Origin of the sequence: Mycobacterium heidelbergense (assembly GCF_050205645.1) — a bacterium.
GTDB classification, from domain to species: Bacteria; Actinomycetota; Actinomycetes; order Mycobacteriales; family Mycobacteriaceae; genus Mycobacterium; species Mycobacterium heidelbergense_A.
The window spans coordinates 19,858-33,016 of record NZ_JBNMQT010000010.1; the positions used below are offsets into that span (position 1 = coordinate 19,858).

Consider the following 13,159-nt stretch of genomic DNA (forward strand, 5'->3'; position numbering starts at 1 on the left):
ACCCTTGACATAGGCCGGGCCGTTACCGCTACCGCCCGCACAGTCGACATCGCTGGCGATCGGGACGCAGGCGCCCGAGTAATTCGGGTCGCATGATGGGCTTGGTTTTTGCGGTATGGGGGCTACTGGCCCCAGGGACGACACAAACGACGCATCGCCTGGATCGGCGTTGGCCGCCGGGGCGAACGTGAGCCCTACGGCGAATCCAATTGTCAGCGCTGTCAATCTGCCCATGGTGGCGGATCGTAACCTCAACCATGGCCGTCTGTTGGGTTTCCGCCCAAAGGCGAACGCTCACGCGTGCAGACGGCCGAGTCAGACGCGAGACCCTCCTACTGGCCCGCGTTGTGGGCCATATCGATGGCGTACTGACTAACGAAGGTGCCCGCCGGCGGATCACCTTTGTCGCATGTGCCGTCGGATTCACCGGGACGTTTGATCCATAGGTAGGCGTCGGCGTGCGCGCCCGCGGTGGCAGTGGTAGGCGGAGTGCCAAGTCCTCGACCGCTGGGGTTGCACCAGTTGAGCCCGGAGTCGGGCGCTGGCCCGGCACCGTTGCGCGACGTGTCGATCACGTAGTGCGAACCATTCGTGAGCCCCGAAATCGCTTCCCCGTAACCGATTTCGTCCGCGGTGGTGTAGAAGTTCGCGGTGTTGAGGCTGAAACCCCGTGCGCGGGCGACATCGACCTTGTTGAGCCTGGCGGCCATGTCCTCGGCGCTATGCCAGCGCAGGTGACCGCCGTCGACGTAGACCGCCGTGGCCGGATTGCGCGTCAGCGTGTCGACCGCGTAGCGAATCAAGTCATAGCGTTCCTGGCGCTGGTCCGCGGACAGGCAGTCGGCCATGGCGAGCGCGTCGGGTTCGAGGATGATCGCCGTACGCGTCCCGCCCACGCCGGACGCGATGCCGTCGATCCACCCGCGGTAGTCGTCGGCCGTCGCCATACCACCCGCGGCGAAGCTGCCACAGTCGCGGTGCGGGATCCCATAGATCGCCAGCACCGGGATGGCGCCGCCGGCCGCCGCGTCGCCGGTGTACTTGCCGACCGTCCCCGCGGAAGGACCCGGGACGATCCAGTACGCCTGCGGCGTGTTGGCGATGGCGGTCAACTCGGGACTCGGCGGATCGGCATGCTGCGCGGCACGCATGGCCGCCGAGCCTGGATTGACGTAGAACGGCATGCCGGCCAACGGGTTGGCGTCATCGGCCAAGCGAACCGTCGGGGCGGGACCGACCGCGAGAAAACCAACGGCCGCGACCGTGAGGAAGACGGTGACCCATCGCGCAACTGCACCAGCAGCTGAGAACATCACCCCAGGAAAAGTAGTGCATGGAGCGGCGCTCACCGACGGCAGGTGTCGGCACGCAACCTTCGGGTCGCAGTCGGAAGCGGGCTAGATTACCCGTATGCGCCCCGTCCGCCTGCTCGGTGTAGTCCTGACGATTCTGACGGCGGGGGTGCTACTGGCCATCCCTGCTCAAGCCCAACCGCCGTCCAAGCTCACCGATCACGTCACCGACAACACGGGGACGTTGACGGATTCCAGCCGGGCGGCGGTCAGCTCGGCAATCGACCGGCTCTACCGCGACAAGCACATCCAACTGTGGGTGGTCTACGTCGACAACTTCTCCCATTTCAAACCCGACAACTGGGCCGACCGAACCCGCAGCGCCAGCGAGATGGGCGACCACGACGCCCTGCTGGCCGTGGCCACCAACGCCAGGGCGTACTCGTTAAGCGTGCCGCCCACAATGCCGGGCCTCACGACAGGCGAGTTAAACAGCCTGCGTAGCAACCAAATTGAACCGAAAGTGAACGCCAAAGACTGGAGCGGTGCTGCGGTCGCTGCGGCTGACGGGTTGAACAAATCGGCAAGCTCCTCGCACCGGATCTGGCCGCTGATCGCGATCGGCGTGGCCGTGATCGTGCTCGTCGTCGTCATCGTGGTGCTTCTCCTGCTCTACCGCCGCCACCGCCGACGGGCCCGCCGCGTCGACTCCCGCGATGTGCCCATTGAAGGGGGCGATCACCAGCAGGCGTTGTCCACCGCGGACGCCAGGCTGCGCCAAATCTCCGACTATGTCGCCAGGCATCGCGACAGCATCGGCTCCGAGGCGAAGGCGCGCTGCGACGAGGCGAAGCGGTATTTGGCAGCGGCGCACGGCAAAGAGGCAACCAACGAAGCAATTGCGTATGCCAACCGCGCATCGACGCTGGCCGCCCAGGCGCAGACGCTAGCCAACGCCGACGTGCAGGCAGCGCACCGCACGCCACGACGGCGAGGCACCACATCCACGCGTTAACCCCGACCGCAATGGTTGCGCATTCGAGTGACTAGCGCCCATCCGACCGATAAATTGTCTTCGTGAGCAGCGACCGGCGGCGTCCGCATTCGCCTGGCAGGGCAGGCGCGAGCCGGTGAGCCGCCCGGATGAGCTGGCAGCAGCGCTCGACCAGATGGAACGACTCGTGCGCGCCATCGTCGAGATCGGTTCCGATCTGGACCTCAATGTGACGTTGCAGCGAATCGTCAGCGCGGCCATGGATCTAACGGGCGCCCGGTATGGAGCGCTGGGCATACGCACGTCCGAGGGTGCACCCGTCTCCTTCGTCCGCGCGGGAATCGACGAGGACGCCGCGCGGCGGCTCGGCGAGCTGCAGATAGGTGACGGTCTACGGGTCGATGATCTGAGCGCTCATCCGCAGGGCGCCGGGCTGCAGGCAACTGGCGCGCCGCTGCGGGCATTCCTCGGGATACCGATCACCGTGCGGGGCGCTGACTTTGGGACCCTTTATCTGGCCGACGACCGGCCAGACCACGTGTTCTCCGACGCGCAGGAGGCGGCCGTCCGGGCCTTGGCCACCGCGGCCGCGGCCGCGATCGACAACGCACGACTCTTCGAGCGCGAGCGCGAGTCGGCGAAATGGACCACGGCCAGCCGCGAGATCACGACCGCGCTGCTATCCGGCGACCCGCAGACGGGGCCGTTGCAACTCATCGTGAACCTGGCGCTCGATCTGGCCGCGGCCGAACAGGCCATTTTGCTGGTTCCGAGCGAGCCCGATCTGCCGGCCGAAGACGTCGACACCCTAATTGTGGCTGCCACCGCGGGCCGGTACTCCGCGGAGGTCATCGGTCAGCAAGTTCCGATGGACGGCTCCACCACAGGCGGCGTCGCGCGCCGCGGCCTACCGCTGATCACCGACTCCTTCCAATATCCGATCGAGGGATTCACCGATGTCGGTGAGCGTTCGGCAATCGTTATACCGCTGATCGCGGATGGTGCTGTGCTTGGAGTGATCGCAGTCGCACGCCACCCCTACCAGCCGCCGTTCGGCAACGATTACCTCGACCTGGTCAGTGACTTCGCCCGACACGCCGCCCTTGCGTTGGCGCTGGCGGCAGGTCGAGAACACGCGCTCACTCAGGAACTCGCCCAAGCGGGCAACGTCAATGACGCAGTGCACGCCGCGGCCGAGGAACTGCGCCGCCAGTGGCGGGCGCGCCGGGTCGTGGCCGTCACCTTTCCCGCCCACATCTCCGATGCGGAAATCGATTCCGGTGCAGTGGATTTGGTCTCGGTCGGCGCACTCACGCAGTGGGTCGATCTGTCGTCGGAAACACGACAGATGCTCAGCTCGATGCGGGACGGCGATCTACTCACCCCCAGCACGACACAGCCCGGTGAGGCGGCCATAGCGCTACAGCATCCCGAGGGCGTGCTCGTCGTCTGGATCGAGCTGGCGGAGCAACGGCCGTTCACCCTCGAGGACCAGACCTTGCTGACCGTGCTGGCCGGCCGCCTGAGCCAGGGCCTGCATCGGGTCCACCAAGTTGACCAGCAGCGCGAAACCGCGCTTGCGCTGCAACACGCAATCCTCGGCCCCGCCGATCTGCCGAACGGGTTCGCGGTGCGCTATCAGGCCGCCACCCGACCCCTGCAAGTCGGCGGCGACTGGTACGACGTCTTCGACCTCGAGGACGGCCGCATCGCGTTGATCGTCGGCGACTGTGTCGGCCACGGCCTCGGCGCGGCGACCGTAATGGGACAGGTGCGCAGCGCTTGCCGCGCGTTGCTCTTCGAAAACCCGAGCCCCGCCGCCGCCCTTGCGGGGCTGGACCGGTTCGCCGCCCGGCTCCCCGGCGCCAAATCCACGACCGCCGTCTGTGCGGTGCTCAACCCCGACACCGGTGAATTGGTGTACTCCACTGCCGGGCATCCGCCGCCGGTCGTAGTCAACGCCGACGGCACCATGCGGATGCTCGATGATGGCCACACCATCGCATTGGGAGTGCGACCCGACCGGCCCCGCCCCGAAGCCCATGCGACCCTACCGGCGCGCGCGACCCTGTTGCTCTACACCGACGGGCTGGTCGAACGTCGCCGTGTTCCCCTGGACGAAGGCATCTCCCGCGCCGCCAGCTTCCTCGAGGAGGGCCGCAGCTCGCCTCTGGAGGACTTGGCGAACGACATCATGTCTGGTCTCGCGCCAAGCGGCGGCTATCAGGACGACGTTGCCCTTTTGCTGTATCGCCAACCAGCCCCGTTGGAGTTGAAGTTTCCCGCCGAAGCCAACAATCTCGCTTCCTCCCGGAAAGCCTTGCGCACCTGGCTATCCCGAGCCCGGATCGGGCCGGATCAAGCGTTGAACGTGCTCATTGCCGCCGGTGAAGCCGTCGCCAATGCGATCGAGCACGGTCATCGCGACGATCCAGAGGGCACCATCAGCCTGGCCGCGATTGCGCTTGTCGACCAGCTGCTCGTGACCATCGCCGACACCGGCTCGTGGAAGCCTCCACAACCGGCTGCCAACCCTCATCGAGGCCGGGGTATCACCCTCATGCGAGGGCTGATGCACGATGTCACCATCAACCTCGACACCGACGGAACCACAGTTCACCTATCCACGAGGATTACCTGATGCCCGCCTCGCTTACCCTCGACACCGCGCGCAACGACGACGGGAAACTCGTGCTGAGCGCAGCCGGGGAAATCGACCTGAGCAACATCGACGCATTCGACCAAGCCCTCGCTGTCGCCATTGCCGCGGTCGCAGACGGCGACGGAACTCTCACCGTCGACCTCACCGCCGTCGAGTACTTGGACAGCGCCGCCGTCAACGCCTTATTCGCCCGCGCCGACCACATCCGCCTGATCGCACACCCGGTCCTCATGCCTGTCCTGACCATCAGCGGCCTCGCCGAACTGGTCCCTATCGAATCCGCTCCGCCGGCAGCAGAGCACTGACGCATCGCGCGCCGTCGAAGCGGAATTCGTGTGCGGGGCGCCGCAGCGGCTCGATCGTGGAATCCGGGTGCACGATGACCCCGCCGCCGGAGGGGATTCCGAGCCCGCTCGTCGCGCCCTTAAGCGATTGAATCGCGCGCGACAGCCGCGCCCACTCGGCCCGCTCATCGTGCGTGTCGACAATCATCCGGACGAGGCCGAACACATCGAACAGCTCGATGGATTCGGCAGCCTCGACGATTCCGCAGCGCCCTAGTTGGGCGGCGCCAGCCGAAATACCCACCAGGACAGCGCCATTGGCGTACCGGCTCAGGATCACATCCTTCATACCGGTTCTCTCGAAGGTGTTCCAGCCAAGGCGCACATCGCCGCCCGCGAGAACGATCAACTGCGCACCCGCCAGGAACGCGCGGTCATCGGGCTCGAACGACGAATCGATCATGCGGCGCTCCGTGATTCCGATCGCATCCATCGCCGCCTCGAATATCTCGTAGAACTCCGGACGATCCCCGTTGGAGGCACCGATGTAGGCCGCGGTGAGCGGATGCCCGGCCACTCCAGAGATGGCCACCTCGAGGATCAGACGACTCTGCCGCTTCCAGAACAGCAACTGACTGTCGGCCAGCAGATACAGCGGTTGGATCACGCGGGCGGTGTGGGCGTCATGGATGCGATGTAGTACGTCTCGTGCCCGGTCGGGTATCCGCCACCGTTGGTGGCGATGTGCACGTGGTCGTAGTGGTTGGCGGTTTCCGACCCGTAGTCGGCCGTCCAGCTACCCGCGCCGACGCCCGGGTAAATCTTCTGCCGCCAGATCACATGGTTGATTCCCCATCGCTTGGCATTCGCCAGGGCATAGCCCGCGATCTGGTTGCCGAGCTCGATACCTTCCGGCGTGTGCGGGTTCGGGATCATCACGTCGATGGCCAACCCGTTGGGATGCCACGGCAGCGGATCCTGCCGGTAGCCGTAGATGGTCTTGATCTCCGGAAACAGTACGCTGATCACGCGGGCCGCCCAGATTGTCTTGACCTGCAATCTGTCCTCCGACGCGACGCCAGGAGACAACGGGAACTGGAATTGCTGGGCGGTGGTAGGCGCGGTTGCGGCCAATGCGGCCAACTGTTCCGCCTCGGCCTGACTGGCGATGTGTGGGGCGCCGGGGGGCACAGCCGCAGGATCCTTCGGGGTCGCCGACGGGGCCGCCGTCGGAGTTGCCGCCGGGGGCTGGACGTAGGACCGGGGCTTGGTGTCTTGGGCGTAGATCATCGCCGCGGCGACGACGAGCGAGGCCACGATTGCCAACCATCGGCCCCGGCCGTTGGCCAACACGTTCGTGCTCACCAGCAGCACTGTAGTGCCGTGTGCGACGCGTGTGGCACTGTTTCGACGTTGACTCGACTACTTCCGGCCGGGAAAAACGATCGCCTGAGTCACGCTGCCGCCGTTGACGGTCGGCCCGAGCAACGTGGTGAAGGTGTTGGCCGCGGGGTCGTAGGCCAGCAGCGACGTCCCGCTACCGCAGCCCGCATGCGCAACGAGGACCAGCTTGTCCCCGCTCACCCCGTCGACGATCACACTGTTGGACACGCCGGGCACCTTCACGCGCGTGGCGTGCCCATCGGGGGTCAGGCGGGACAGGAAAAGGGTGCCGCATCCGCCGATCGACTGCAGGAACGTGCCGCTCGGCAACTGCCACGCGTCGGTGTCGCCGAGGTCGCCCTTGAATCCGGGGTCATCTCCGCCTCCCGAGTTGACCGCGGTGAGTGCCGTCGGCGTCGTGCCGTCGACGGGTACCTGCCAGAGCTGATTCGTGTGTGAAAAACGGTCGTCATCACTGCAACGTGCGAGGATCACCGTCGAGGTCCACCACCGAACCGGCGAGCACGTGGTGAGCTTACCGGGCACCGGCAACGCCTTGCCAGGCGTTCCGTCGTTGCCCATCAGGGCAAGTCCTTTCGACGAGCCGAGGACCAGCTGCGCGCCGTCGGGCGTAGGGAGGGCGCCCCACTTGTAATCCGGACCCACCGGATACGTCAGCTCGCGGTTGCCGGCGAGGTCGACGCGCTCGAGCGATGGCCGAGCGGGGTAGTGGCCCCTGCCGATCAGCATCGCCGTGCCGTCGGGGCGCGCGTAGCCGATGGGTCCTCCGTCGACGACGGGCAACGCGGTCTGCTTGCCGTCGCGAAGGTCAACGGCAATCGCCGTTTCGTCGTGCAACGCCCCGGGTTTGAACGCGGAGATAAGTGCGTGGCTCCCGTCAGCCGACCAGTCGACCAACCGGGCATTGGGGCCGGCCGGGAACGTGGTGATCGGGTAGCGCCCGCCGGCCGGGTCGACCAAATACAGCGTCGTGGTGACCGTGGCCGGGTCGGGCTCGTCGGGGGCGCCTTTCTCGCCGGGGCGACGGCTGATGGCCGGGCTCCACAACGCGAGCATCCAACCCGGGCCGACCTGCGACCACGGGATGGTTCCGATGGCGGCCTCGACGCCATGGGCCGCCGGCTGTGCCTCTGCGGTGCTGCCCGACGGACCATGCGCCGTGGTCGATCCGGTCGACGGCGAGCACCCAGCGGTCAGTAGCGCCGCCACCGCGACGACTCCGGCGCGACTGCGCCAGGCGGCGGCGCGTCCTCGAATTCCTTTGGAGTTCATAATGATTGGGTTCCGTTCCTGGTCAGTTCAGCATTGATGCGAGTTCGACGCGAGGTACCGCGACTTTGTGTGGACCTGCGTGGTCCATCACCACTTGGTTTTGGCCGAAGAAGAAAATCACCGTCTCGTCGGTTATCGCGAAGTTGCGGTAGGTCGTCTCGTCGAGGTCGGCGGACGGCGCGTCCAATTCGGCCCGGACGATCGGGTTGAGCAGATCCAGCGGCTTTGTCCCGGGCTTGAACAACGTGTCGAACGTGATCGGGACGTGCTTGACCAGGTCGAAGTTGAACGCCCGGAACGTCGTATCCGGGTGGCCCTCGTTGGCGGCGCCCGTGTCGTTGTCGATTTCGAGCACCAGGCTCTGCGTGCGCGCGGCCGGTTTTCCCGAACGGTAGGCCTTGGCCCTGACGAAATACTGATACGGCCGATGACGCCCATCGCGCGGTCCGAACCGGGCGACCCAATCGATGAACTCGTCGCGATCCCGCTTCACGAACGCGGCCACCGCCGGCATCTCCGGGTAATCGAGGGGAAAGGTCATCTCGATCTTGTACGTCGATGTGGCACTCCGCACGCGGCAGATGTTGTCAGGGCCGACTGCGCCGTTGAGATCGGTGCATGCCGACTGCCCCTGCGCGGCAAGCGATGTGGTAACTGTCGTCGGCGCGGCCTGATGCGTGACGCTCGACGTACCGCACCCCGCAGCACCGGCGATCGAGGCCGTGGCCGCGATGGCGACGGCAATGTGACGCAACCTGGTTTTCATGGCGGTGTCCATCACCGGGCCGGCAGCTCGAGAATGCGGAAGTGCAGGCCGTCGTTGAGATACACGTTGCCCTTGCTGTCGACCGCCACGCTGGAGGGGTCCTCGAGGTCGGTGAACGGCAACAGGGTTGGGCTGCTCGCGCCCGCGTCCAACTTCAGCACGCGGTCCGTCCCGAGGTCGACGACGTAGACGCTGCCGCGTCTGTCGACCGCCACATGGGTGGGCAGTTTCAGGTCGCCGAACGGCAGCACGGTTGGGCCCTCGGCGCCGGGCGCCAGCTTCAGCACCCGCTTGCCGTCGGAGTCGACGACGTAGACGTTGCCATTGATGTCGACCGCCACTCCGTCGGGTTGAATGCCGTTGAACGGCAAGGCGGTCGGGCTCGCGGACCCCGGTGCCAGCTTCAGCACCCGCTTGTTGGTCGAGTCGCTGACGTAGACATTGCCCGCGGTGTCCACCGCAACGCCGGCGATCACGTCGAGGCCAGTGAAGGGCAGCACCGCGGGGGCCGTGGTACCGGGGGTCAGTTTCAGTACCCGCTTGTGGAAGTCGTCGGTGACGTAAAGATTGCCGGCCGCGTCGACCGCCGCATCGAGGGCCCGGCCGAGGTCCTTGTACGGCAACGGCTCTGGGTTATTCGTACCCGCAGCCATCTCCCACACCTGGCCGTAGTAGAGGTCGAGCGCGTATACGTTGTCCGCGCCGTCCACCGCCACGCCGGCGAGGTGGTTGATCGACTTGCCGAACGGCAGCTCGACTTGGGGCGCATAGGTCACGGGGCGCGGCGGCTCGTTAGCGCTCGGCGTCGTGGCGCTGTGTGCCGCAGGTGGGCCGGCGGGGGTGGTGGCACACCCCGCCATTGACAGTGTCACCGTGGCGATCCCGACCGTCAGGGCAACGGCGATTCGTTTCCTCATGGGTATCAGGCTGCGGCGGAGGCCTTGCGCGATTCTTGCGTCAGCCTTGTGCCGGGTCCGCGGTGCCATCAGTGAGGGGCCTCAACGCCGTCGAGCTGCATGGTCAGGTCGCCGCAGCTTATGCCGCCTGCCGTGCTCCATGCGGGGTCTTGAACCGATGTTGCGGTGACGGTATCCGAGCGGCCGATCGTCGCCGTCGCGCCGTCCAGGTCAATTTCGGTGCGGCGCACGGTCAAGAGTGGGTTGTGCTGATCGTCGAGCAGTTGTAGCAGCCCGACCAGGCGGCGGCCGTCGCCGAGGTCGCTGCAGCCGATGCCGTCGCCGTTGCCGCTGCGGTGTCCGCGGTCGAATCGGAAGGGCTCGCCCCGTTGATCGACGACCGGGGTGATGGCGCAGCCGGACACGGCATACAGGATCGCTTCGCGGCCGGTGTCGACGATGATCTGGTGGTTGCCGTCCTGTTGAGCGTCGATCAGAAGCGCGGAGCGCTGCAGGGGGCTGGGGCTATGAATCTGCGCCTCGCCGTAGCCCCGGGCGGTGGCGATGCCGACGATCGTGTCGGTGATCCACAGCGTGGCGGGCTGGCCGTAGGCATCGCTGACGTCCTTGCTCGCCGCGCCGGGCGGTGGCCCACCCGGCCCGCACTGCGCATCCGCGGTTGCGGGCGGCGCGCCGGCGATGCCGAACGATGCCGCCGCGGTGACGAGCGCCGTCACGGTGTTGATCAAGGCGCGGCTCGTAAGTTGTTGGTGGCGTTCGGTTTTAGTCATGTTGTGATCCGCTCACTTCTGGCCCGGGTAAGGCACCGCGTTGATGACGCCACCGCCGTTGACTGACGGCCCCAGCAGCACGGTCGAGGTGCCGGTCGCGGGGTTGTAGTCGATGAGTGCCTGACCGCCCCCGCACCCGGCCCTGGCTTTGAGGTCGAGGTCGCCGCCATTGACACCGACCACGACGACGCTGTCGTCCTTCACCTCGGGCACCGAGACCTTCGATGTGGTGCCGTCGCCGTTGAGCTTGGCGAGGAAAACGACGCCGCACGCGCCCGCCGCCTGTACGAAGGTTCCTGTGGGAAGCTGCCAGGCGTTCAAGTCGCCGTAGTCGGGGCCCTGGTGTCCGTCGTTCGGCGCGGTGAGGGCCGTCGGCGCTCCGCCGTCGATCGGCACCAGCCATAGCTGGGACACGCCGGAGCTACCGCAGCGGGCGAGGGCGATCGTCGAGCCGGCGTCCCACCACCGCGTCGGTGAGCAGTCCTTCTGCCCGGCGATCGGCAGCGCTTTGCCGGGCACGCCGTCGTTGCCCATGAGGGCCAGGCCGGAGGCCGTTCCCACCACCAGCCGCGTGCCGTCCGCAGTGGCCAGATACGAGGTGAAGTCCTCGGCCAGCGGGTACGTCAGCTGGTGGTTACCCGCGAGATCGACTCGTTCGAGCGACCCTGGTCCCGAGCCCTTCCGTCGGGACACCAGGACTGCCCTGCCGTCGGGGCGCGTGTAGCGAGGGGAGCCGCCGTTCTCGGTGGTGAAGGTGGTCTTCGCGCCAGTGCGCAGGTCGACCTCCGTGACGACCGTTCGGCCCTTTTCCGTTGCAGAGAACAGGGCACGGGTCCCGTCGCCAGACCAGTCGTCCAACGTCGGGCTATGACCGTCGCCCGGCGGCGGGAAGGTGATGATCGGGTAGCGACCACCCGCCGGGTCGACCAGAAACAGCGTCGTGGCGGCCGTACGCCAGGTTGGTGAGCCGGCGGGCGGTGACTCGCCATGGTGCAGACCAGGAACCGGGCTCCACATCGCGAGCATCCAACCCGGACCGACCTGTGACCAGGGGACGGCCGAGAGCGGTGCCTCGACGCCGTGGGCCGCCATCGTGGGGGAGGGTTCGGCGTGCGCGGCCGGCGTGAAGGCGATTGTCGCAGCGGCGGTCGCCGTTGCCATCAGCGCGAACATCGCGCGGAACGTGCTGGTCATATCGGGCTCCTGAGAGAAACGTGTCCGGGTCTCGTCGCCCGGTCACGTCGAGGCTGCGGCGCATGCCTTGCGCATTTCTTGCGCGAAGCTTGTATCGGGTCGCCGACCCGCCGTCATGGCTCTCGCAGCAAATAGCTGCAACACCCGGCCGCGACGGGAGATACTGCGTCGATACTCGAGAAAATGAGGCGGTGGCGGTGGACTCGCGCGTCGGTACGACGTTCGGCAAGTACAACATCACGCGCCTGCTCGGCAAGGGCGGCGGCGGCGTGGTGTACGAGGCCTACGACACCGGCAAGAGACGAACCGTTGCGCTGAAGATCCTCGCCGACGAGTTCTCGGCCAACGACACGTTTCGGACCAGGTTCGAGCGCGAGTCCCAGGCGGCGGCGATGCTGCAAGAACCCCACGTCATTCCGATTCACGACTGGGGCGAGATCGACGGCAGCCTGTACATCGACATGCGCATGGTGCAAGGGCAGACGCTGCTCGACCTGATCGCCGAGGGTCCGCTGCCACCCGCGCGGGCCGTGGCCATCGTCAGCCAGGTCGCCGCCGCACTCGATGCCGCACACGCCGAGGGATTGATCCATCGAGACGTCAAGCCACAGAACATCATCGTCACCCCCGCGGATTTCGTATATCTCGTCGACTTCGGAATCGCCCAGACCAAAGGCGATCCGCGGCTGACGACGGTGGGGACCCAGATCGGCACGCTGAATTACATGGCGCCCGAACGGTTTAACGACAAGGCGACCACCCCCACCGTCGACGTCTATTCGTTGGCGTGCGTGTTGTACGAGTCGCTGACCGGGGACGCCCCGTTCGCCGGCGACAGCCTCGAGCATCTGGTGGCGGCCCACCTCGCGTTGCCGCCCCCGCGACCGAGCCTGGCGAATCGGCGGGTTCCCGCGGCGCTCGACGAGGTCGTCGCCCGCGGCATGGCCAAGCATCCCGACGACCGGTACGCGACGGCGGGCGGCCTCGCCCGCGCTGCGCAGCGTGCCGTGGGGAGCGGGGGAGACGACCTGACCGACGCCATGACGTCAGGTTTACCGGCCGACCCGGACGGCACCCGACCGTACACAGCGGTCGCGCCTCCCCAGCGCGACTCGAACAAGCGCCGCCGCGGATGGGCGGTGCCAACCGTAATTGCCGTCGGCGCGGCGCTGGTTCTCGCGGCGGCTGCTGTGGTCATCGGCCTGCTCGTCCACGGACCGACCGGACAGCAGAGCCCGCCCGCGCGTGCCGCACTGCCGCCGCTGGTGACCGGACCCGACCTGAGCACCCTGCACCAGTCCTGCGATCAGGGCTTCTCGTTGCCCACCGGCACGGGATTCGGCACCCACGCCGGGCGGGGAACCCCCGAAACGTCATGCCTTTTCACCAGCAGCGTGCTGACGTCGTATTGGGCCGAGTACGGCAACGCCAGTCCGCTACCGCGGGCCGTCTCGGCGCCGGGGGCCGTTGACTGCAAGACCGTGCCCGGTGCGCTGTGCAACGGTTCGAACTTCCTCATGCACTGCCAGCAGCAGCCGGGAGACAGCTGGATCACCTGCATCGGGGGAAAAAGCGCGCGCGTGTACATGTGGTGAGAGCTGAAG

The 13,159-nt window shown here is 66.9% G+C and carries 12 protein-coding genes; 4 read left to right on the forward strand and 8 right to left on the reverse strand.

Annotation, left to right across the window (positions count from 1 at the left end; genetic code table 11):
- Window positions 1–332: 332 nt before the first annotated feature.
- Window positions 333–1,316, reverse strand: a complete 984-nt coding sequence (locus tag ACQI5H_RS13320) for a glycoside hydrolase family 6 protein (protein ID WP_427079837.1) — start codon at window positions 1,314–1,316, stop codon at window positions 333–335.
- A 94-nt stretch (window positions 1,317–1,410) separates the two neighbouring features.
- Between ACQI5H_RS13320 and ACQI5H_RS13325 the strand changes: the two genes are divergently transcribed.
- From ACQI5H_RS13325 to ACQI5H_RS13335, 3 genes are all read left to right on the forward strand, one after another.
- Window positions 1,411–2,307, forward strand: coding sequence for a TPM domain-containing protein (locus ACQI5H_RS13325; protein ID WP_427079838.1), 897 nt, complete (start codon window positions 1,411–1,413; stop codon window positions 2,305–2,307).
- A 154-nt stretch (window positions 2,308–2,461) separates the two neighbouring features.
- Entirely contained in the window at window positions 2,462–4,927 is a 2,466-nt protein-coding gene (locus tag ACQI5H_RS13330) for a SpoIIE family protein phosphatase (RefSeq protein WP_427079996.1), read from the forward strand.
- Window positions 4,927–5,253: an STAS domain-containing protein gene (locus ACQI5H_RS13335; protein WP_427079839.1), complete on the forward strand. Its 327-nt coding sequence runs from the start codon at window positions 4,927–4,929 to the stop codon at window positions 5,251–5,253. Before ACQI5H_RS13330 ends, ACQI5H_RS13335 begins: the two co-directional genes overlap by 1 nt.
- On the opposite strand, the gene ACQI5H_RS13340 is transcribed toward ACQI5H_RS13335, so the two are convergent.
- The 7 genes from ACQI5H_RS13340 to ACQI5H_RS13370 form a co-directional block, all read right to left on the reverse strand.
- Window positions 5,219–5,899, reverse strand: a complete 681-nt coding sequence (locus ACQI5H_RS13340) for a Type 1 glutamine amidotransferase-like domain-containing protein (protein WP_427079840.1) — start codon at window positions 5,897–5,899, stop codon at window positions 5,219–5,221. The genes ACQI5H_RS13335 and ACQI5H_RS13340 overlap by 35 nt on opposite strands.
- Window positions 5,896–6,585 (reverse strand): glycoside hydrolase, encoded by a 690-nt coding sequence (locus ACQI5H_RS13345; RefSeq protein WP_427079997.1) that lies wholly within the window; start codon window positions 6,583–6,585, stop codon window positions 5,896–5,898. The genes ACQI5H_RS13340 and ACQI5H_RS13345 overlap by 4 nt, the downstream gene beginning before the upstream one ends.
- A gap of 69 nt (window positions 6,586–6,654) precedes the next feature.
- Window positions 6,655–7,908: a hypothetical protein gene (locus ACQI5H_RS13350; protein ID WP_427079841.1), complete on the reverse strand. Its 1,254-nt coding sequence runs from the start codon at window positions 7,906–7,908 to the stop codon at window positions 6,655–6,657.
- 22 nt (window positions 7,909–7,930) lie between these two features.
- The gene (locus ACQI5H_RS13355; protein ID WP_427079842.1) at window positions 7,931–8,674 is read right to left on the reverse strand and encodes an esterase; all 744 of its coding nucleotides are present in this window, start codon (window positions 8,672–8,674) and stop codon (window positions 7,931–7,933) included.
- Between the two features lie 11 nt (window positions 8,675–8,685).
- On the reverse strand, window positions 8,686–9,591 hold the full coding sequence (locus ACQI5H_RS13360; protein WP_427079843.1) for an NHL repeat-containing protein: 906 nt from the start codon (window positions 9,589–9,591) through the stop codon (window positions 8,686–8,688).
- A 68-nt stretch (window positions 9,592–9,659) separates the two neighbouring features.
- On the reverse strand, window positions 9,660–10,361 hold the full coding sequence (locus ACQI5H_RS13365) for a hypothetical protein (protein WP_427079844.1): 702 nt from the start codon (window positions 10,359–10,361) through the stop codon (window positions 9,660–9,662).
- Between the two features lie 12 nt (window positions 10,362–10,373).
- Window positions 10,374–11,555, reverse strand: coding sequence for a TolB family protein (locus ACQI5H_RS13370; RefSeq protein WP_427079845.1), 1,182 nt, complete (start codon window positions 11,553–11,555; stop codon window positions 10,374–10,376).
- 197 nt (window positions 11,556–11,752) lie between these two features.
- Here ACQI5H_RS13370 and ACQI5H_RS13375 point away from each other — a divergent pair, with 197 nt between their 5' ends.
- Complete coding sequence (locus ACQI5H_RS13375) at window positions 11,753–13,150, forward strand: serine/threonine-protein kinase (RefSeq protein WP_427079998.1); 1,398 nt, start codon at window positions 11,753–11,755, stop codon at window positions 13,148–13,150.
- The last annotated feature ends 9 nt before the right edge of the window (window positions 13,151–13,159 follow it).

Bases quoted from the DNA above. Each gene is read 5' to 3' on its own strand.
- ACQI5H_RS13325 (WP_427079838.1), top strand. From the start codon at position 1,411: ATGCGCCCCGTCCGCCTGCTCGGTGTAGTCCTGACGATTCTGACGGCG.
- ACQI5H_RS13330 (WP_427079996.1), top strand. From the start codon at position 2,462: ATGGAACGACTCGTGCGCGCCATCGTCGAGATCGGTTCCGATCTGGAC.
- ACQI5H_RS13335 (WP_427079839.1), top strand. From the start codon at position 4,927: ATGCCCGCCTCGCTTACCCTCGACACCGCGCGCAACGACGACGGGAAA.
- ACQI5H_RS13350 (WP_427079841.1), bottom strand. From the start codon at position 7,908: ATGAACTCCAAAGGAATTCGAGGACGCGCCGCCGCCTGGCGCAGTCGC.
- ACQI5H_RS13355 (WP_427079842.1), bottom strand. From the start codon at position 8,674: ATGAAAACCAGGTTGCGTCACATTGCCGTCGCCATCGCGGCCACGGCC.
- ACQI5H_RS13360 (WP_427079843.1), bottom strand. From the start codon at position 9,591: ATGAGGAAACGAATCGCCGTTGCCCTGACGGTCGGGATCGCCACGGTG.
- ACQI5H_RS13365 (WP_427079844.1), bottom strand. From the start codon at position 10,361: ATGACTAAAACCGAACGCCACCAACAACTTACGAGCCGCGCCTTGATC.
- ACQI5H_RS13370 (WP_427079845.1), bottom strand. From the start codon at position 11,555: ATGACCAGCACGTTCCGCGCGATGTTCGCGCTGATGGCAACGGCGACC.